Origin of the sequence: Kluyvera sichuanensis, from assembly GCF_014218705.1 — a bacterium.
Lineage (GTDB): Bacteria > Pseudomonadota > Gammaproteobacteria > Enterobacterales > Enterobacteriaceae > Kluyvera > Kluyvera sichuanensis.
This window is the reverse complement of the sequence record NZ_JABBJF010000001.1, coordinates 178,147-198,505: the sequence shown is the minus strand read 5'-3', so window position 1 is coordinate 198,505 and position 20,359 is coordinate 178,147. Positions and strand designations below refer to the sequence as shown.

The 20,359-nt window shown below is 54.8% G+C and carries 20 protein-coding genes and 1 pseudogene; 8 read left to right on the top strand and 13 right to left on the bottom strand.

Features of this window, described 5'->3' with window-relative positions; genetic code table 11:
* Positions 1–9 precede the first annotated feature (9 nt).
* From nagZ to HII27_RS00905, 8 genes are all read right to left on the bottom strand, one after another.
* On the bottom strand, positions 10–1,035 hold the full coding sequence (gene nagZ, locus HII27_RS00940; protein WP_185666101.1) for a beta-N-acetylhexosaminidase: 1,026 nt from the start codon (positions 1,033–1,035) through the stop codon (positions 10–12).
* Entirely contained in the window at positions 1,023–1,865 is an 843-nt protein-coding gene (gene thiK, locus HII27_RS00935; RefSeq protein ID WP_185666363.1) for a thiamine kinase, read from the bottom strand. The genes nagZ and thiK overlap by 13 nt, the downstream gene beginning before the upstream one ends.
* On the bottom strand, positions 1,846–2,484 hold the full coding sequence (gene lpoB / locus HII27_RS00930) for a penicillin-binding protein activator LpoB (protein WP_185666364.1): 639 nt from the start codon (positions 2,482–2,484) through the stop codon (positions 1,846–1,848). Before lpoB ends, thiK begins: the two co-directional genes overlap by 20 nt.
* Positions 2,485–2,507: 23 nt before the next feature.
* Complete coding sequence (locus HII27_RS00925) at positions 2,508–2,882, bottom strand: YcfL family protein (RefSeq protein ID WP_185666100.1); 375 nt, start codon at positions 2,880–2,882, stop codon at positions 2,508–2,510.
* Between the two features lie 3 nt (positions 2,883–2,885).
* Positions 2,886–3,242, bottom strand: a complete 357-nt coding sequence (gene hinT / locus HII27_RS00920; protein ID WP_185666099.1) for a purine nucleoside phosphoramidase — start codon at positions 3,240–3,242, stop codon at positions 2,886–2,888.
* A 132-nt stretch (positions 3,243–3,374) separates the two neighbouring features.
* Entirely contained in the window at positions 3,375–3,698 is a 324-nt protein-coding gene (locus HII27_RS00915; protein ID WP_185666362.1) for a YdbL family protein, read from the bottom strand.
* Positions 3,699–3,705: 7 nt separating this feature from the next.
* Positions 3,706–3,897, bottom strand: a complete 192-nt coding sequence (locus tag HII27_RS00910) for a YnbE family lipoprotein (protein WP_185666098.1) — start codon at positions 3,895–3,897, stop codon at positions 3,706–3,708.
* Positions 3,894–6,536 carry a YdbH family protein gene (locus tag HII27_RS00905; RefSeq protein ID WP_185666097.1) on the bottom strand — a complete coding sequence of 881 codons (2,643 nt, stop codon included), beginning with the start codon at positions 6,534–6,536 and terminating at the stop codon, positions 3,894–3,896. Before HII27_RS00905 ends, HII27_RS00910 begins: the two co-directional genes overlap by 4 nt.
* Positions 6,537–6,847: 311 nt before the next feature.
* Between HII27_RS00905 and HII27_RS00900 the strand changes: the two genes are divergently transcribed.
* Positions 6,848–7,837 carry a 2-hydroxyacid dehydrogenase gene (locus HII27_RS00900; protein WP_185666096.1) on the top strand — a complete coding sequence of 330 codons (990 nt, stop codon included), beginning with the start codon at positions 6,848–6,850 and terminating at the stop codon, positions 7,835–7,837.
* Between the two features lie 244 nt (positions 7,838–8,081).
* Positions 8,082–8,522: a heat shock protein HslJ gene (gene hslJ, locus HII27_RS00895; RefSeq protein WP_185666095.1), complete on the top strand. Its 441-nt coding sequence runs from the start codon at positions 8,082–8,084 to the stop codon at positions 8,520–8,522.
* 3 nt (positions 8,523–8,525) lie between these two features.
* Here hslJ and HII27_RS00890 read toward each other — a convergent pair whose 3' ends face one another.
* Complete coding sequence (locus tag HII27_RS00890; protein ID WP_185666094.1) at positions 8,526–8,792, bottom strand: putative hemolysin; 267 nt, start codon at positions 8,790–8,792, stop codon at positions 8,526–8,528.
* A 308-nt stretch (positions 8,793–9,100) separates the two neighbouring features.
* Between HII27_RS00890 and nifJ the strand changes: the two genes are divergently transcribed.
* Both nifJ and ompC read left to right on the top strand, forming a co-directional pair.
* Complete coding sequence (gene nifJ, locus HII27_RS00885) at positions 9,101–12,628, top strand: pyruvate:ferredoxin (flavodoxin) oxidoreductase (protein ID WP_185666093.1); 3,528 nt, start codon at positions 9,101–9,103, stop codon at positions 12,626–12,628.
* Positions 12,629–13,382: 754 nt separating this feature from the next.
* Positions 13,383–14,546: a porin OmpC gene (gene ompC, locus HII27_RS00880; protein ID WP_185666092.1), complete on the top strand. Its 1,164-nt coding sequence runs from the start codon at positions 13,383–13,385 to the stop codon at positions 14,544–14,546.
* 58 nt (positions 14,547–14,604) lie between these two features.
* Here ompC and HII27_RS00875 read toward each other — a convergent pair whose 3' ends face one another.
* The 3 genes from HII27_RS00875 to HII27_RS00865 are packed head-to-tail and all read right to left on the bottom strand — an operon-like array spanning position 14,605 to position 16,365.
* A complete protein-coding gene (locus HII27_RS00875) occupies positions 14,605–14,889 on the bottom strand; it encodes a heavy-metal-associated domain-containing protein (protein ID WP_185666091.1) in 285 nt (94 codons plus the stop codon).
* On the bottom strand, positions 14,886–15,242 hold the full coding sequence (locus HII27_RS00870; protein ID WP_185666090.1) for a hypothetical protein: 357 nt from the start codon (positions 15,240–15,242) through the stop codon (positions 14,886–14,888). Before HII27_RS00870 ends, HII27_RS00875 begins: the two co-directional genes overlap by 4 nt.
* Positions 15,220–16,365 (bottom strand): transglutaminase-like domain-containing protein, encoded by a 1,146-nt coding sequence (locus tag HII27_RS00865; RefSeq protein WP_185666089.1) that lies wholly within the window; start codon positions 16,363–16,365, stop codon positions 15,220–15,222. Before HII27_RS00865 ends, HII27_RS00870 begins: the two co-directional genes overlap by 23 nt.
* 227 nt (positions 16,366–16,592) lie before the next feature.
* Here HII27_RS00865 and HII27_RS00860 point away from each other — a divergent pair, with 227 nt between their 5' ends.
* On the top strand, positions 16,593–17,132 hold the full coding sequence (locus tag HII27_RS00860) for a DUF2058 domain-containing protein (RefSeq protein ID WP_185666088.1): 540 nt from the start codon (positions 16,593–16,595) through the stop codon (positions 17,130–17,132).
* 50 nt (positions 17,133–17,182) lie between these two features.
* On the opposite strand, the gene HII27_RS00855 is transcribed toward HII27_RS00860, so the two are convergent.
* Complete coding sequence (locus tag HII27_RS00855; RefSeq protein WP_185666087.1) at positions 17,183–17,881, bottom strand: RluA family pseudouridine synthase; 699 nt, start codon at positions 17,879–17,881, stop codon at positions 17,183–17,185.
* Between the two features lie 381 nt (positions 17,882–18,262).
* On the opposite strand from HII27_RS00855, the gene HII27_RS00850 reads away from it, so the two are divergent.
* The 3 genes and pseudogenes from HII27_RS00850 to ttcA all read left to right on the top strand — a co-directional run bounded on the left by HII27_RS00850 (position 18,263) and on the right by ttcA (position 20,332).
* Positions 18,263–18,955 carry an outer membrane protein gene (locus HII27_RS00850; RefSeq protein ID WP_185666086.1) on the top strand — a complete coding sequence of 231 codons (693 nt, stop codon included), beginning with the start codon at positions 18,263–18,265 and terminating at the stop codon, positions 18,953–18,955.
* Between the two features lie 264 nt (positions 18,956–19,219).
* Positions 19,220–19,350: pseudogene (locus HII27_RS27495) on the top strand (site-specific integrase); the annotation flags it as partial.
* A 46-nt stretch (positions 19,351–19,396) separates the two neighbouring features.
* Complete coding sequence (gene ttcA / locus HII27_RS00845) at positions 19,397–20,332, top strand: tRNA 2-thiocytidine(32) synthetase TtcA (RefSeq protein ID WP_185666085.1); 936 nt, start codon at positions 19,397–19,399, stop codon at positions 20,330–20,332.
* Positions 20,333–20,359: the final 27 nt, after the last annotated feature.

Genomic DNA, 20,359 nt, shown 5'->3' with positions numbered 1-20,359 from the left:
CCGGGAGGGTTAATGACCAGCCTTCTCTTCCTGCCAGCGTTCGTGGAGTTGCTCCAGCTCAGCGCTAACCGTTTTCCAGCGGGCGGAGTCCATCAGTTCCTGACGGCTAAATGAACCTTTATGATACAACTTCGTAACACGCTCAGCGTTGATCGGCGACAGGTTATCTAACACGCTGACGGCCCCTTTACGATTATTGCAGACGAGGATCATATCGCAACCTGCATCCAGCGATGCCTGACCGCGCTCGGCGTAGCTGCCCATAATTGCCGCCCCTTCCATCGACAAATCGTCGGAGAAGATCACCCCGTCGAAGCCCAGCTCGCCGCGCAGCACGGTTTTCAGCCAGTGCGGCGAGCCGCTTGCCGGACGCGGGTCGACTTCATCGTAGATAACGTGCGCGGGCATAATGGCGTCGAGCGCGTTTTCGGTAATCAGCGTTTTAAACACCGCCATATCTTTGGCGCGAATCTCAGCCTCTGAACGCGGGTCATGCGGCGTCTCTTTATGCGAGTCGGCGGTCACCGCGCCGTGGCCCGGGAAGTGTTTACCGGTGGTTTTCATCCCGGCACTGTGCATACCGTCAATAAAATGACGCGCCATTGCCAGCGCTTTGTGCGGATCAGCATGATAGGAACGTTCGCCGATGGCGGTGCAGATATGGCCAACGTCCAGCACCGGCGCAAAGCTGATATCAATGTCCATGGCGATCATTTCGCTTGCCATCAACCATCCTGCGTCTACTGCCATTCGTCCGCCCGCCTCTTCGCCCAGCACGGCGGCAAAAGATTGCGCAGCCGGCAAACGGGTGAAGCCTTCCCGGAAGCGCTGGACGCGCCCGCCTTCCTGATCGACCGCCACCACCAGATGATTTCGGGAGGCGCTACGGATCTGGCGAACCAGCTCACGCAGTTGCTCCGGGTCATGATAGTTACGGGTGAAGAGAATTAAGCCGCCTACCAGCGGATGCGCCAGAATTTCACGTTCTTCGGCATCCAGCTCATAGCCTTCAACATCCAACATTACTGGCCCCACACGGCCTCCTTTTTGTCGCTAAGCTGGCACCAAATCTCGTTTGCCAGCGTGATGAATTGTTTGTCGCCGCTTTGCTGCCAGCGACACTCGAACCAGCCAGCCATAAGCATCAGCACCCACGGCCGCCAGCGTTTAACCTGTCGCCAGAGCGGTTCCGGCGAAAAATGCGCCTGCTCGGCGTATGCCCACGTCAGTTCGCGGCGCTGCTTCATGTCTGTCGTCCAGACGGCGGCGAGCTCCAGCGCCACATCGCCGTCCCCCGCATATTCCCAGTCGATCAGCCGCAGTCCGTCGGCGGTATGGACGATATTGCCCGCATGCACGTCCATATGCAGCGGCGCTAACCGCAACGGTCGAGGTTCGCCCTGTTTGCGCAGACGCTTAAGTTCTCGGAGCCATAGCGGCGTTCGCCGCGCCGGGTCGCATTGCTCCCAGTACTGCATCAGCAGCGGTTGCAGCGAAAGCGCCCAGCCAAACCGAGGCTGCTGGTGCAAATCATACAGGAGAGCGGCGAGCTGACGATGCGTCGGGAGCACGCTTTTGATCTCACCGGCTAAAAAATCGACGGCCATCCAGCCAGGCGTATAAAAAACCGGCTTTGGTGCCAGTGAGGACGGGAGTTGACGCAGGGCGTGATACTGACGAAGGAAGTCGCTTTCCGGCGCATGCGGGTCGTGATGCTGACGCAGCACCAGCCGTCGTTCGCCGTGTTGCAGGATGCAGCTACTGCCGCTCAGCCCCGCGGTTTCGGGGCTGGCGACAATCTTATAGTGCGGGAAGACGCGTGACAGGAGTTCGTCACGCGAAAGTTTACTGTTGCGCAACCGCACCCTTACCTGACCAGACAATCTCACCGGTCTGTACCAGCATCAGCTGCATTTGCAGCATCGGCGCGTTGACGTTACCGGTGGCGTTGGAATAGAGCACGTACTGCGCGCCCACGTTACGGGCGATGCCCATCGCTTTGCTGCGGGAGCCGAGGCTATCCTGCGGCGACAGGCCAAGCTGCTGCTTCGCCACCGCCAGCTGCTGCGCTGACACCAGGGTGAATTTACCGTTGCCCGCCAGCGCATTGCGCAGCGCAGTCGTCGCCTCACCGGCGTTCAGCGAACCGTTGGTACGGTTGTTGACGCTATCAACCAGCAGAATGCTGCCCGCGTTAACGCCGCCAGCCTGGAGCATTTTGCCCACCAGTGGCTGCGCGGCACCGTTCCAATCATAGTGACGGACGCGCGGCGTTGGCTGCGCAGGCGTTTCACCACCGTGCTCAATTGGCCCTGGCTGCTGCGGAATCGTCGGCACGCTCGGCACCGTCGGCACCGGCTGCTGCGGTTCAGTTGGCTGCTGCGGCTGCTGTGGATTTGCCGTGTCAACCGGTGCCGGTTGTTCACGCACCGCACACCCGGCGAGGAACATTGCCAGGGAAGCAATTAACGCATAGCGACCCAATTTACTCATTGATAGTTTACCCCTCAGAGATAAAGATAAAGCCGGGCTTTGTGCGCCCCAAGACTGTTAGCCGTCCCGTACAGCGTCACCGACCCCATTGCTGGAACCGTGATGCTGCGCGGCGCTTCCAGCGGGTGCATTTCCAGCCCTCTGGCGTCATACCAATAAAAACGATAGTGAACGGTGACCGGCTCTCGCCTTTCATTAAACAGCTTCGCGCTGGCGGTAGACTGGATATCCGATGAACTCAGCACCGGCTTTTCCGCGCTGACCCCCGCCGCCAGGACGGCGGATTCCATGACCAGCGTTTGCTGCTCGCTGACGGCAATTTCCGGGCGCGAATGGCACCCGGCAAGCAGCGTCGCGCAAAGCACAAGACCGAGACAGACCGGTTTCATAGGTTAGCCTTTATGCGCCAGCATTGGCCCCAGCGGGCGACCGCCCACCAGATGCATGTGGATATGGTAAACTTCCTGCCCGCCGTGGCGGTTGCAGTTCATGATCAGACGATAGCCGTCTTCAGCAATCCCTTCATCACGAGCAATTTTCGCCGCCACGGTGACCATACGCCCCAGCGCCAGTTCGTGCTCGGCGGTAACGTCGTTGGTGGTGGCAATCAGCGTGTTAGGAATGATCAGAATATGCGTCGGCGCCTGCGGAGAAATATCGCGGAAGGCGGTGACCAGCTCGTCCTGATAGACGATGTCTGATGGGATTTCGCGACGAATGATTTTGCTGAAAATCGTTTCTTCTGCCATTGGGAGTTCCTTTATTATTCTCATGTGCAGCCGGTAAAATCGTTACCGACGAACAGGTTACATGCCAAGAGTATGAGCGAGTTGCCGCCCCTGTTTCAACCGTAATGCGTTTTTTCTTCTACGCGCCAGCCTTTACTTCCGCACCCACTGGCCGTTGATGCCCTGGACGTATTCCCCCGGCTGGGCTTTCTCAATCAGCTTTTTCCCGGCCAGACGCGCGACTTCCTGCGACGGCAGGTTGTTGCTTTGCGCCAGCTGCTGATAGCTTTGGCTGCGTGCTTCATTAATTTTCTTCACCAGCACCAGCGTCTCGCTATCCTGGGCAATGGCCGCCAGATAGCCCCCCTGCGTTTCTCCCACTCGTCCCTGCTGGCGAGCTTCGGGCAGCGTAAGCGCCAGCGCCTGTAGGCTGAAGAACGTGAGCGCCAGCACGGCGATAATCCCGGATTTTCTCATCATAGCCTCAGAATAGGTCGCTACGGGACTTGAGCAGATCCTCAACGTCCTTATCGGCCTTAATATGGATTTCGTGTTCAATTTTCACGTTCATATTGATGGTGATCGGCTCTTTCGGTGCCGCCACTTCAATACGCGGCACGCACCCTGATAACAGGCCGGTTGCCATCAATCCTAGTATGGCGATGGATAATTTCATTGTTGCTCCTTACATTCCGTGCCGCTGCGACACGGCACACCGGGAAGGGTTGCGTGTTGCTCGAGCCATGACTGAAGTTTGTCGCCAAAGCGCAGGCTTCGCCACAAATCAAAAACATTCTCCTGGTGCGTGTAGTTCAGACGCACCGTGCTGCGTTTCTCGTCCATCACGCCGGTCCCGGTGACCGTTGCCTGTAGCGTCAGCAGACCGAGACTATCGAGATTGATACGCGTCCACGACCGCGAGATCTCCATATAGCGTAACCAGTTAATCGCGGCCCCGGCGGCAATATTGTCATCGGCGACGGCATCGGCGGTGTCTTTGTCCAGTCTCAGGGTCATCGGGCCAGGATTATGCAACCAGCCGTCTTTGATTATCCATTTGCTATCGTTCAGCCACAGCGGCAGCGCACCGTCCACCGGGCCGGACATGGCGAACTGTTTCGGGTTGACCGCGCTGACCAGCTCGCTGGTTGAAATATGCTGCAAGCGTAGCAGCGCCGCATCGTGCTGCGGCATACGCAGCTGCTGCATGGTCACCTTACCCCCGAGCACGTCAACGCTGACGTCGCTCAGTTGTAACGGCGATGCTTCACTCCACGGCCAGGTGCCCTGCAGGTCGGCAGTGACATTACGCGCCGTCACCTGGTTGACGATTTCAGCAATACGCAGCGACACCGGGCGGCGCGTTCCCAACTGCCATACGCCTGCTTTCAGGCGGAACGGCAGTACAAAATCAACGCCGTTGACTTCGTTATCCGGCATCCATGCGCTGCCGTTGCGCAGCACGCCGTGACCACCGGCCTCAAAACCTTGCCCTACCGCCGCAGAGAACGCCACCTGGGCATACAGCGAACCGTCACGCAACTTCATTTTCCAGTCCGGTGGCACCAGCGGCTGGAACACTGTCAGCGATTGCTTAGGCCACCATGCTTGCCCACGCAGACGTTCACCGTCCCAGCGGCCGTTGACGCGAATCGGGCCAATCTCCTGCGCCCTCAGGTCACCTTTAAACTGGAAGAAAGTTGGGTCGCGGCCGTCAACGCTGAAGTTCAGGGCCGAGGCGGGCAAGACGCTGCCGCCGGTAAAGCGCGTCTCTTTGGCATCAAGCGCCAGCGCACCGGTAAAGGAGGGATGCTGTTCGTCGCGGATCCAGTGAATCGGCTGCTGGAGCGTCAGGCGCGGCTGCTCGATGGTCATGGTGCCGTACTGCAGCTTGTCAAAACCGGTGGAGAGTGCGTTGAGCACAATCGCGCTATCGCGCCACTCGCCGGTGCCGGTCACGTCCCAGCGCGCCTGCATCGGCGTAAAGTGACCGTCGCCCCAGTAGCGCCACTGCCAGGTACCTTTATCCGGCATGAAGTTATCGGCCTTGCCATCCAGGTGGAGAACGAAATCGCCGGTTTGCTGCTCATGGGCGCGAAGGATCGCCTGCAGACGGCCATCAATCCCCTGAGTGGAAATTTTGACCCCGGCCAATGGCCAGCGGACATCATCAATATTAAGAGCATCAATAACGCGACCGCGTGAACGGAGTAGCGAACCGGGCTGGAAAGCCAGCGTCGGCGCGGAAAGTGGGCCCCTTAACTGTGCAGGAAGCTTAGCGTAGAAAATCAGGTCACCCTGTTTGGCCTCACCGACCAGATGCAGCGGCATGTCGCTGTTATCCATGCTCAGCGTTCCCGGCCCAACGTTCAGCACCGCGACGCCTTTACCGGCATCACCAGAGGTGAGTACGCTCAGTCGACCAGTAATCAGCGTTTTATCGATGCCCTGCTGCCAGTTGTCCAGCTTCACGCCCACGCGACCACGTAGCGGAATGCCCGCCTGAAACGGCCAGCTCCAGCGACCGTCGCTGATAATGAGCTGCTGTTCGGTAATCTGCCACGGGAAGTCGGCAATCGGGTCATCTTCACCGCGCGCCATCATCACCAGTTGCCCCTGATTGCCGTCCCAGTTCAGTTCAGCATCCACCGGCGACGGCACCTGAGGCACCTGGAACGTCGATTCAAGATGGCCCTTCACCGGCAGCCCGTCCGGCACCAGCGGCATGGTAAATTCACCAAGCAGCTTCACCGGCGGTTCGCCTTCCAGCAGGCTGGCATGAAACTCGCTGACCGTCAGCGCCTGCCCGCGCAGGCGGGCGTGCAGCGTCACCTGGTCGCCTTCATACTCCAGTTCCTGATGCTGGGCGGTGAGCGAGACCTTGAGCTTGCCCTGCCACTTTTCCCACGGCGAGATGCTCAGTGAGTCGATGGACAGCCAGGTGTTAGGCAGCATCGACTGCCATTCCGCCAGCGTTCGCGGCGCACCCGGCACCGCATCGTTTTGCGGGAGCTTATTAAAGCAGACGGCGTTGAGATTGACGGCGGCGGCATGCAACTGCCAGCGGCTAGGATGTGACAGCGTCACGTCTTTCAACGTGGCGAGCTCGCAATCCCCTACCAGATAACGTAAATCAGGAACGCGTAAGGAGGTGCGGGTGAAACGTGGGCTGTCGTTCAGCGCAATGCGAGTTCCCGCTGGCAGCCAGATACCCACCAGCGTAGGCACCCAATATCCGAGCGTCATCACCAGCGTCAACGGCAGGAGTATTAATACCAGGAGTAGCGCAATAACGGCTTTATATTTACCCTTCATGGGTGCAGTAATATCCAGATTAAGCAGGCAGTCATGCCGTGAACGCGCAGCGGGCGATCCAAAGAGGCATATTGTGTCATGTCAGACCTGTGAGTGAAAGCCGCCACCATGGATTAATCATAGCTGCTACAAAATAAAACGTGAGGAATTTCAGTTGATTCTGATTGAGACAGTGATTTCTGCCCCGCCGATTATCCGCGTATACTGGTGATAGTTTCTTTACGTAACTTTAGCCTTCAAAACATTTTTATATTTTGTAAGATTTTTTGAAATGTGCTAAATTAACGCCAAAATCATTGGAGAAAAGTCTTATGAAAATCGCCGTTTACAGCACCAAGCAGTACGACAAAAAGTACCTGCAAAATGTTAATGAGACATATGGCTTTGAACTCGAATTTTTTGATTTCCTGCTGACGGAAAAAACCGCGAAAACCGCCCACGGCTGTGAAGCGGTGTGTATTTTCGTCAACGATGACGGCAGCCGTCCGGTTCTGGAAGAGCTGAAGAGAATCGGCGTGAAGTACATTGCGCTGCGCTGTGCGGGCTTTAACAACGTCGATCTCGATGCGGCAAAAGAGCTGGGTCTGCGCGTGGTTCGCGTTCCGGCCTATTCGCCGGAAGCCGTTGCGGAACACGCTATTGGCATGATGATGACGCTCAACCGTCGTATTCACCGTGCTTATCAGCGTACCCGTGATGCTAACTTCTCACTCGAAGGCCTGACCGGCTTTACCATGTTTGGTAAAACCGCTGGGGTGATCGGTACCGGTAAAATTGGCGTCGCCGCCCTGCGCATCCTGAAAGGTTTTGGTATGCGTCTGCTGGCGTTTGACCCGTATCCAAGCGCGGCGGCGCTGGAACTGGGCGTAGAGTATGTTGATCTGCCGACGCTGTTCGCCGAGTCGGACGTTATCTCGCTGCACTGTCCGCTGACCGCAGATAACTATCATCTGCTCAACGCCAGCGCGTTTGAGAAGATGAAAGACGGCGTGATGATCGTCAACACCAGTCGCGGTGCGTTAATTGATTCCCAGGCAGCGATTGAAGCGTTGAAGACGCAGAAAATTGGCGCACTGGGGATGGACGTGTACGAGAACGAGCGCGATCTGTTCTTTGAAGATAAGTCTAACGACGTGATTCAGGACGATGTGTTCCGCCGTCTGTCAGCCTGTCACAACGTGCTGTTTACCGGCCACCAGGCATTCCTGACCGCGGAGGCGCTGACCAGTATTTCGGAGACCACGCTGGAGAACCTGCGCCAGATTGATACTGGGGCTGATTGCCCTAACGCTATTGCTTAATGCGTTTTTCTTCCCCCACCAGGAACTCACCGTTGTGGGGGAAGAACCGACTACAGATAGGCACACAACGGGGTGATAAACCCAACCACTTTTCTTCTTGCCTGCCGGTACCAGGATTTGGACGAATAAGCGCCTGACCTACCGTCGGAAGCATTTTCCGCCAAGTCCTCCAGCCCTCTCCGGCTGTACAGTAACCCCTCAGAAGTATTCACCTGATCAATATATTTATAAGAAGTCCCGTGCAATGAAGAACGTGTTTTTATTGCTGGCCGCAGCCGCTCTGCTTTCAGGCTGCGTCTATAACAGCAAAATGTCTACCGGCGGTGAACAGCTCCAGCATCACCGTTTTGTACTTGAAAGCGTGAATGGCAAAACCGTCAATAGCAATGGCGCGCCGCTCGAAGTGAGCTTTGGTGAGAAACAGCCGCTATTAAATAACATTTATCTCTCCGGCGAGATGTGTAACCGCTTTTCCGGAACCGCAAAAATCAGCAACGGCGAACTCAAAGCCTCCGAACTGGCAATGACCCGTAAGCGTTGTAGCGACGCGCAGCTAAACCAGCTCGACGCGACGCTCAGCAGCATGCTTCGCCAGGGAGCCCAGGTCGATTTAACTGAACATCAGCTGACGCTGGCAACTGCCGATCAGACGCTGACCTTCAAACTCGCCGACCTGGTGAGTTAACACTCAATAGCTACCGCAGCTTCCCGCCGCCAGTGATTGCTCGCTGCAACGCTTACCGTTTGGCAGCGCGCACATGCCAATGCTGGAGCCATCCAGTTGGCGGGCGGCGGAAAGCGCCCCACCAATCATCGCGCAGTTTGCTTCGCCTGAGCTGGACATTGCCGCTCTCATCCCTGGCGTTACGTGCGCCGCCGTGGCCTGCTGGGCAGGTTCACTGCTACACGCGGATAATAAAAGCGCCGCACACCCGACAAAAAAAGCAGCTCGCATCACTTCCCTCCGAATCGCAAAAATAGGAACAAACCTATGCATCATAGGCAGTGCAGCCGCACTCGTCGAGAGAGGAAGCGCGCATTTATGCACCTTAGAAACATTTTCTGGCAATTTTGTGGCTAAAAATATTCGCGTCATTGATATAGACGCGCTCCAAGGACACAAAAGCAAAAATGATTCAGCGCGGGGTTTGCTAAACTTCACCTAACATCATCGACAAGAGCGATGTGTCTATTAAGGATAAATTTCCGGCCTTCGGGATGCCCGTGGGCCACTTTTCTGCGCAATGTAAGGTGTCATAACCAATGATCACAACTGACGGTAATGGTGCGGTCGCCTCAGTGGCGTTCCGAACCAGTGAAGTCATCGCCATTTACCCGATCACGCCGAGTTCAACGATGGCCGAACAGGCCGATGCATGGGCGGGGAATGGGCTTAAAAACGTGTGGGGCGATGTCCCGCGCGTGGTCGAAATGCAGTCTGAAGCCGGTGCCATTGCCGCCGTGCATGGCGCGTTGCAAACCGGCGCGCTGTCGACCTCTTTCACCTCATCGCAGGGTCTGCTGCTGATGATCCCAACGCTTTACAAACTGGCCGGTCAGCTGACCCCGTTTGTCCTGCACGTCGCGGCCCGTACCGTCGCGACCCATGCGCTGTCGATTTTCGGCGACCACTCCGACGTCATGGCTATTCGCCAGACCGGCTGCGCGATGCTGTGTGCCGGTAGCGTTCAGGAAGCGCAGGACTTTGCGCTGATTTCACATATCGCCACGCTGAAAAGCCGCGTGCCGTTTATTCACTTCTTCGACGGTTTCCGCACTTCGCACGAAATCAACAAAATCGTGCCGCTGTCGGATAACACCATTCGCGACCTGCTGCCGCAGGATGAAATCACCGCACACCGCGCCCGCGCGCTGAACCCGGAACACCCGGTGATTCGCGGGACTTCCGCAAACCCGGATACCTACTTCCAGTCTCGCGAAGCCACTAACCCGTGGTACAACGCGGTATATGACCACGTTGAGCAGGCGATGGCTGATTTCGCCGACGCGACTGGCCGCCACTACAAGCCCTTCGAGTACTACGGCCATCCGCAGGCCGAGCGCGTGATTGTCATCATGGGCTCCGCCATCGGTACCTGTGAAGAGGTGGTGGATGAACTGCTGACCCGCGGCGAGAAAGTCGGCGTGCTGAAAGTGCGCCTCTATCGTCCGTTCTCCGCCCAGCATTTATTGCAGGCGCTGCCGGAAAGCGTGCGCAGCGTGGCGGTGCTCGACCGTACCAAAGAACCTGGTGCACTGGCCGAGCCGCTGTACCTCGACGTGATGACCGCGCTGGCGGAAGCGTTCAATCAGGGCGAGCGCGAAACCTTACCTCGCGTGATTGGCGGCCGCTACGGCCTGTCGTCAAAAGAGTTTGGCCCGGACTGCGTGCTGGCTATCTTTAATGAGCTATCGGAAGCGAAGCCAAAACCGCGCTTCACCGTCGGCATTTACGACGATGTTACTAACCTCTCCCTGCCGCTGCCGGAAAACACGCTGCCGTCGCGCGCGCGTCTGGAAGCGCTGTTCTACGGCCTTGGTAGTGACGGTAGCGTCTCAGCCACCAAGAACAACATCAAGATCATCGGTAACTCGACGCCGTGGTTTGCGCAGGGTTACTTTGTCTACGACTCCAAAAAAGCCGGTGGCCTGACGGTTTCTCACCTGCGCGTGAGCGACACACCCATTCGTTCCGCCTATCTGGTGGCGCAGGCCGATTTCGTTGGCTGCCACCAGCTGCAGTTTATCGATAAATACCAGATGGCCGAGCGCCTGAAGCCTGGCGGTATCTTCCTACTCAACACCCCTTACAGCGCCGATGAAGTGTGGGGGCGTCTGCCGCAGGAAGTGCAGGCCGTTCTGAACCAGAAAAAAGCGCGCTTTTACGTGATTAACGCGGCGAAAATCGCCCGTGAATGCGGGCTCGCCGCGCGTATCAACACCGTGATGCAGATGGCGTTCTTCCATCTGACGCAAATCCTGCCGGGTGACAGCGCACTGATGGAACTGCAAAACGCCATCGCCAAAAGCTACAGCAGCAAAGGTCAGGATCTGGTTGAGCGTAACTGGCAGGCGCTGGCGCTCGCGCGCGAGTCGCTGTTTGAAGTGCCGCTACAGCAGGTTAACGCCGCCAGCCCGAACCGCCCGCCGGTGGTGTCCGACGCCGCTCCAGATTTCGTCAAAACCGTGACCGCCGCAATGCTCGCCGGGCTTGGCGATGCGCTGCCGGTCTCCGCACTGCCGCCAGACGGTACCTGGCCGGTAGGCACCACCCGCTGGGAGAAACGCAACATTGCCGAAGAGATCCCTATCTGGAAAGAGGATCTTTGTACCCAGTGTAACCACTGCGTCGCGGCCTGCCCGCACTCGGCGATTCGTGCCAAAGTGGTCTCCCCGGAAGAGATGGAAAACGCCCCGGCGTCCCTGCACTCTCTGGACGTGAAGTCCCGCGATATGCGCGGCCAGAAATACGTCCTGCAGGTGGCGCCTGAGGACTGCACCGGCTGTAACCTGTGCGTGGAAGTCTGCCCGGCGAAAGATCGTCAGGATCCAAGCATTAAGGCCATCAATATGATGTCCCGCCTGGAGCACGTTGAAGAAGAGAAAGTAAACTATGACTTCTTCCTCGACCTGCCGGAAATCGATCGTAGCAAGCTGGAACGTATCGATATTCGTACCTCGCAGCTGATTACCCCGCTGTTTGAATACTCCGGTGCCTGCTCCGGCTGCGGTGAAACGCCGTATATCAAACTGCTGACCCAGCTTTACGGCGACCGTATGCTGATTGCCAACGCCACCGGCTGTTCTTCTATCTACGGCGGCAACCTGCCTTCTACGCCGTACACCACCGATGCTAACGGTCGCGGCCCGGCGTGGGCCAACTCGCTGTTTGAAGATAACGCCGAGTTTGGTCTGGGTTTCCGCTTGACGGTCGATCAGCATCGTCAGCGCGTGATGCGCCTGCTGGACGGTTTTGCCGAACATATTCCGGCTGAGCTGAACGACGCGCTGCACGCCGATGCCACACCGGATGTCCGTCGCGAACAGGTCTCACAGCTGCGCAGCGCGCTGAAAGGTGTTGAGGGCGCTGAAGAGCTGCTGACCGATGCCGACGCACTGGTCGAGAAATCGATCTGGCTGATTGGCGGCGATGGCTGGGCCTACGATATTGGCTTCGGCGGCCTGGATCACGTGATGAGCCTGACCGAGAACGTCAATATTCTGGTGCTGGATACCCAGTGTTACTCCAACACCGGCGGCCAGGCCTCTAAAGCGACCCCGCTCGGCGCCGTCACCAAGTTTGGCGAGCACGGCAAGCGCAAAGCGCGTAAAGATTTGGGCGTCAGCATGATGATGTACGGTCATGTTTATGTGGCGCAGATTTCACTCGGCGCCCAGCTCAACCAGACGGTGAAAGCCATTCAGGAAGCCGAGTCTTATCCGGGCCCATCGCTGATCATCGCCTACAGCCCTTGTGAAGAGCACGGCTACGATCTGGCGTTGAGCCACGATCAGATGCGTCAGCTTACCGCTACCGGCTTCTGGCCGCTGTTCCGCTTCGACCCGCGTCGCGCTGACGAAGGGAAAATCCCGCTGGCGCTGGACTCTCGCCCACCGTCAGACGCGCTGGCAGAAACGCTGATGAACGAGCAGCGCTTCCGTCGCCTGAACAGCCAGCAGCCGGAAGTGGCCGAGCAGCTGTGGAAAGACGCGGCAGAGGACCTGCAAAAGCGCTACGACTTCCTCGCACAGCTGGCCGGAAAGGCTGAGAAGACAACGCCGCAGGAATAACGATTGTTATCGACAGCCGCCTTCTTTATGAAGGCGGTTTTTTTTGCCCGGTACGTAGTTAATTCGACCAATACGATTATTCCCGCGCATCACTATATTTTTTCATGTAAATCCGAACCGAATGCAGGAATGACAGAAACATTTAGTTTTATGCTATCGATCACACTATTTAATCTCGCATGGCCAAATTTCCGTCACCCGGTGTGAGAAACGTATTCAGCCATCGCGTTATTATCTACTTTCAGCCGCTTCTTAACGCGTCAAATATGTAGCATTACGTCCGTCTACCCTGTGCTTATTATCTATAAAAACTGACTATCGAATAGGGCGATAATGACCTAATGCGGGTGTAGATAGGATAGACTCCACGACCGACAGGCATACGCCACCACACCGTAAAAAACACATAAAAACAAGGCAATAAAAAAAGCCCGAATAGCAATTCGGGCTTGTCATTGGAGAGTGACGAATAAATGAAATGACACACGGCAACTTAAATACGTTGTGTGACAAAAAGGCATATAACGGAGATAGCTTACGGCAGCGAATATTCTTTGTATAATTTTTATTTTATATGTTTCAATGATAAATATTCATGAGAATTATCATCGTTTCATGGGAATTATATTCTTTAGATTTTACTCATGTTGTAACAAATGTTATTTACCATCTCCGATAGGTCTCCTTTAGCATTGCCTTACTTCCTCCATTTGAGTGGAAGTGCGCGAATAAAAATACTAAAGGAATAATTTCAATGAACAGAAAAGTACTGGCCCTCGTTATCCCTGCGCTGTTAGCAGCAGGCGCAGCTCATGCCGCAGAAATTTATAACAAAGACGGCAACAAATTAGACATGTATGGCAAGGTAGATGGTCTGCACTATTTCTCCAGCGATTCCAAAAAAGACGGTGATCAGACCTACGTCCGTTTTGGCTTTAAAGGCGAAACTCAGATTAACGATATGCTGACTGGCTACGGTCAGTGGGAATACAACGTTCAAGCAAACTCTTCTGAAGGTGACGGCGCTAACAACTGGACCCGTCTGGCATTTGCTGGCCTGAAATTCGGCGACTACGGCTCATTCGACTACGGTCGTAACTACGGCGTGCTGTACGACGTGGAAGGCTGGACCGATATGCTGCCAGAGTTTGGCGGCGATACCTATACCAATGCTGACAACTTCATGACTGGCCGTGCTAACGGCGTTGCGACCTACCGTAACAATGACTTCTTCGGTCTGGTTGATGGCCTGAACTTTGCTCTGCAGTATCAGGGCAAAAACGAAAGCAAAGGCACCGATGATGTTGGGACCAACAACCGCGGCAATGTCGGTGATAGTGATGTGCGCTACGATAATGGCGACGGTTTCGGTGTTTCTACCTCATACGATTTAGGTATGGGCGTAAGCGCTTCTGCTGCGTATGCAACTTCTGATCGTACTAACGATCAGATCGATGGCACGAATGCTAAAGGCGATAAAGCTGACGCATGGACTCTGGGTCTGAAATACGACGCTAACAACATCTACCTGGCAACCATGTATGCTGAAACCAACAACATGACCCCGTACGGTAATGATGGCGTAGCAAACAAAACCCAGAACTTTGAAGTTACCACACAGTACCAGTTCGACTTCGGCCTGCGTCCAGCAATTTCTTACCTGCAGTCCAAAGGTAAAGATCTGTACGGCACCACCACTGGCACCACTCATTCTAACGCTAACGTTAGCTCCAACTCTGTTGGCGACAAAGATCTGGTTAAATACCTGGATCTGGGCGCGACCTACTACTTCAACAAAAACATGTCCACCTACGTTGATTACAAAATCAACCTGCTGGACGGCAACGATTCCTTCTATCAGGAAAACGGTATCTCTACCGACAACATCGTTGGCGTAGGCCTGGTTTACCAGTTCTAATGCAACAAAAAACCCGCTGGCAACAGCGGGTTTTTTCTTTTATCACGCCAGCACGGCCTCACTGCACCGCGCTTTCTCCGTGAATCTCGCCCTTAAACCCGGTTTTGGCAATCGCCGCCAGCAGCTGTTGGTTATCAAAATTCTCCGGCACCACCACCTCCGCCTGACGCGTTTTCAGCGACGCTTTCGCCTTAATCACCCCATCGGTCGTACGTAGCGCCTGATTAATTGAAATCACGCACAGCGGGCAGTTCATCTCGCCAATATCAATGGTCACCAGCTTATCGGCGGCCCAGCTCAGCGGCGTAACGAGCATCAACGCCAGACATACTGCTTTTTTCATTCCATCCACTCCCAAATCCAGGGCAGAACATAAGGATAGGTGATAAGCGCCAGTACCAGCGGTACCGACAGCCAATAGAGCCACACCAGCACCCGACGGCTCACCACGTTGACGCATACCGGTTTCGGCGACAAATGCAAACGCCAGAACCCCCGCGCCATCAGCCCTACCGCGACGACAATCATCGGGAACTGCAGCCAGGAGGCGCCAGGAATGCCCACCAGCCCCGCTGCTGAGATACCAAACAGCAGATACAGCAGCGGCCCAATGCAGCACAGGGTCGAGGCACCGGCGGCAACGATCGCCGCCAGTAGCGTCAGGACGCCGCCCTTAATGCTGTTCGACGCTGACATAGTCGTAGCTAAATGCCGCAGGATCGTAGAAGTTCAGCGGATCGCCATCCACCTCGGCATACGGGTAGCCCAGGTTGTTAACGTCACCCTGCTCTGCCGCTGGCGACAGCGCAAAATCACGCGCGTGGTTGAAGCCCACCCAGTTCATCTCCCAGTTACCGAACAGATAGTCGTTCACCGCCGTCACCGCCGGGTCGCCGTTCTCTTTTTTCTCGGTCAGACGCATTTTGGTGACGTCCGCCGGGTCGGCAGGCATCCAGCCGAAGCCGGCCAGCCAGAACATCGCGCGGCAGTGTTGGCCGCCGCTGACTTTTGCCACGCCCTGCGCATCGGCGCTGCCGAAGGCTTTTTTAGAGTAGCCGTCGAGCTTGCGGCTCGCGCCCAGGCGAATACCGAACATTTCACGCGCCGGGATCCCGACCGCGCGGCACAGCGCCACGAATACCGAGTTGATGTCGGTGCATTTACCGCCAAGCTTACCGGTTTTCAGGATCTCACCCACGTCACCGGTACCGCAGCCAATCACCGCATCATCACGGTGCATATGCGTGCTCACCCAGTCATGAATCAGACGCGCCTGCTTCAGCGGCGCCTTTTCGCTGCCGATAATTTTCAGCGCAGTCTCTTTGACCAGACCATCAACGGGAATATGAGGGGTTGCCTGCAGGAACGGTTTGATCTCGTCAGGGATCACCGCGCCTTCTACCGGCAATTGCCAGTCGGCAAGACGGTTTTCTTTCAGCACTTCCCAATCGCGGGTTTCAATCTCCATGTCGACCTTAATTTCCAACGGGCCGCTGGAGGCAGGCCAGGTCACAAACAGGACTTTCGCCCCGTAGCGGTTATTGGCGTTGAGGGTAGCGCTTTGATAGTTGCCGCTAAAGGAGAGATCAAGCAGCTGCTGGAAGGCGGTATCTTCCGGGATGGGGATCCACAAATTGACCTTGCCGGAAGAGCCCTGTGGGGCCTTAAGGCTGTAGGTCTGGGTCATCACGAAACGGCGTGATTTGCCGGAAGACGAGACGGCAGGCTTTGCGACGGCTTCGGTTTTAGCAAAAACCGGGCTCACCAGCCCAAGGGTGGAGAGTGCCGCGGCACCTTTCAGAAAGTTACGCCTTTCCATTGTGTTTCCTTCATCACCAGAAAAAGCTGGCGCTTAACCCCGCACCTGCGGAGGTTGGCCGCTATTATGCGGCTACGCATTCATCACCACAATGAATAACAGGGCATTAAAGGCGCAAAATGCCAAGCGGATGTCGGACAACACGCCACTCGAGACCTATAATCTGGCATCGTGACAAAAATTGCGGGTATAATCCTCGCCATTATTCATCCTATTCAGAAGCGAAAATGACAAAACTTACCTTACAAGAGCAGATGCTAAAAGCGGGATTAGTCTCCAGTAAAAAAGTGGCCAAAGTTCAGCGTACGGCGAAAAAATCGCGCGTTCAGGCTCGTGAGGCAAGAGAAGCGGTCGAAGAGAATAAAAAGGCGCAGCTTGAGCGCGATAAATTGCTTAGCGAGCAGCAAAAACAGGCCGTGTTATCCAAAGAGTATAAAGCGCAGGTTAAACAGCTGATTGAAATGAACCGCGTCATGCCGGGCCGCGGCGATATTAGCTTTAACTTTACCGACGGCAGCATCATCAAAAAAATCACCGTCGATAAACTGACGCAGACCCAGTTGATTAACGGGCGTCTCGCCATCGCGCGTCTGGCAACCCAGAGCAACGGTGAGAGCGAATACGCGATTATCCCGGCGGTCGTGGCGGAAAAAATCGCCCAGCGCGATGCCAGCAGCATTGTTCTGCACAGCGCCCTAAGCCAGGAAGTGCAGGATGAAGACGATCCGTACGCTGATTTCAAAATCCCTGACGATCTGATGTGGTAAACATCCCCCGCCTACGTCTTACCAAAAGCCCTCACGGGCTTTTTTAATGTCTAAAATGGGCTAGCATGACGCACATTGACCGCTTCACCACTGACGGGATGAACAAAATTCAGCTCGCTGGCATGCAACATCAGTCTCGGTGTCCCTTCGGCACCGGACATCAGTAGCCCGCCGTACAGGTCGCAACCTAAAATCGGATGACCCAGTTGCTGGCAGTGTATACGCAACTGATGCGTGCGCCCGGTTTCCGGTGTTAACGAGACTCGCGTCAGCGGCAACTGAGTTCCCTCTTTCCCCTGCTGGAAAAAACGCGCTTCAACCCGGTAATGTGACCGTGCCGGTTTTCCCTGCTGCGGGCAAATTGTCATGCGCGGAAACCACGCCGGATCCTTCGCAATCGCCGCGTCAATAATCCCTTCGTCATCTTCAAGATGGCCGCACAGCAACGCACTGTATACCTTAGTCACGCTACGCTGACTGAACTGCTGACACAGCGCGGCATTCATCTCTTTGTTACGTGCCACCACCATGAGCCCGGAGGTGCCAAAATCAAGACGGTGAACCAACGTACAGCCGGGAAAATCCTTTACCAGCCGATAGTGTACTGAATCGAAGTTCTGCGGATTCTTACCCGATAGGCTCAGCAACCCGCTGGGCTTATTGATAAGTAGCAAATGCGCATCTTCATAGAGGATTTCTATCTCGGCGGAACACGGTGGAGCGATAAAAGTATCAACAATCGTAGACATCAGGCGACCAGTATTGCGAAGGAGTGAGGATCATAGCGAAATTCTCTCCCTCTGGCGAATCGGTTGTTTCGGGGAATACCAGCTGGAGAAGCATGTTATCCAAGCAGCCAGTTATGATTTTATTAATATGCTGGCGCACGTCCTTTATGCCATTTGGCCTAATACGCCTGACCAAATGGATATTATTATATACATCAACAACAAAAATCATCACCCAAACCAATAAAATTATAGAGGCATATAGTTACTATGCCATTATCCTTTTTCGTTACATTCACTATTAATTAAAAACAAATTCAACCGAAATTATAAATTGCATTCAAAGCCAGTACGGGAATAATACACGTGCTTGATCAATTTACTTCATTCATAGGTATTAAAATGAAACGTGCATTACTTGTCTCTGCATTAATGATTTCTTGTTCTACTTTTGCAGCGTCAAATCAACTTGATCAATGGACTGGTTTTTATGCAGGGGGTAATCTCGGTTATGGTTCAGGCCACAGTCGCGATGAAGGGAATTCAACCTCCTGGGGTGATTCAATCGACGGCGTGGTCGGTGGTATTCAGGTCGGCCATAACTGGCAGTTCGATAATAATATCGTGCTGGGCGTGGCGGCAAACCTGAACCTGTCTGACATGGGCGACGCTTTCAAAAACAGCGACCATGATAAGTATGACGCATACGATGGTTCCATTGATATCAAACAGAACGGTTCTGTCGATCTCCTGATGGGTTACGCCTTTGACCGTGTCCTGCCATACGTAAAAGTTGGCGTCACCGTCGCGAAAGAAGATTTTACCATGGGCTGCCATAAAGGTAACGTGACGAAGACAAATGGTTGTGGAAACGAATTCAACACCAACGCGTCAAACATCTCTGCTGGTATGAACGTTGGTGCCGGTATTCAATATCGCGTCACTCAGAATTTATCTGCGGGTATTGAATATACTTACGTTGACTTAGGAACGTCTTCCGTTTATCTGCACGATCCTAACTATGCAGATTATGGTTCTCGTAACTTCAACACGTCATACAGCACCACCACACTGAACGTTAACTATCTCTTCTGATATTGACCACCAGGAGGTTTATTTACCTCATGGCCGTTAGCGTTTTATAACAGCGTAACATTAGCATGTTTCATTATTTTGGATGACAATTTGTCGCGGCTGATAAATTTCATCCACATAATAATGCTGTCGATAATGTTACCTGTCAGGCCCATTATTTTTAATGGGCCTTTTACTTTGCACGACGCATTTACTGATGCATTTCTACCCTTGATAGACCCCACCTCTCGCTTAGCCACACAGGCCCTCGCCCCGATTAGATAGCACGCAGCAGTAAAACGTGCTGACATTCGTCGCCGTAATCCGTACCATACACGCCACACATTCGCTGATTCGCTATTGACCGGTCAGCGCGAGACAGGTCTTTTATCGCAAATCAAATGGACGGGAAGACGCTGTGTTTGGCCTGAACTTCCATTTAGATTTTTGAGTAACCATTAAATGCAACAAAATCAAGAAATTAGCCAAAAAGAAAAATACAATCTGAACAAATTGCAGAAGCGTCTGCGCCGCAACGTGGGCGAAGCCATCGCTGACTTCAACATGATTGAAGACGGCGACCGCATTATGGTCTGCCTGTCCGGCGGTAAAGATAGCTACACCATGCTGGAAATTCTGCGCAACCTGCAGCAGAGCGCCCCTATCAGCTTCAGCCTGGTCGCGGTCAACCTCGACCAGAAACAGCCGGGTTTCCCGGAGCACATTCTGCCAGAGTATCTGGAGAAGCTGGGCGTGGAGTACAAGATTGTCGAAGAGAATACTTACGGCATCGTTAAAGAGAAGATCCCGGAAGGGAAAACCACCTGCTCGCTCTGCTCGCGCCTGCGTCGCGGCATTCTTTACCGAACCGCCACGGAGTTGGGTGCAACCAAGATCGCGCTCGGCCACCACCGTGACGACATCCTGCAGACGCTGTTCCTGAACATGTTCTACGGCGGCAAAATGAAAGGCATGCCGCCGAAGCTGATGAGCGACGACGGCAAGCACATTGTTATTCGCCCGCTGGCGTATTGCCGCGAAAAAGATATTGAACGTTTCTCTGAAGCGAAAGGCTTCCCAATCATCCCATGCAACCTGTGCGGTTCGCAGCCGAATCTGCAGCGTCAGGTGATTGCGGATATGCTGCGCGACTGGGATAAACGCTATCCGGGCCGCATTGAGACCATGTTTAGCGCCATGCAGAACGTGGTGCCATCGCACCTGAGCGATATCAACCTGTTCGATTTCAAAGGTCTGACCCACGGCGGTGAAGTGATTGACGGCGGCGATTTGGCGTTTGACCGGGAAGAGATTCCGTTACAGCCAGTGGGCTGGCAGCCGGAAGAAGAAGATGGGCAGCTGGATGAGCTGCGTCTGAACGTCGTCGAAGTGAAGTAATCTGCTTATCGCGCCTCAGGTCCGCAC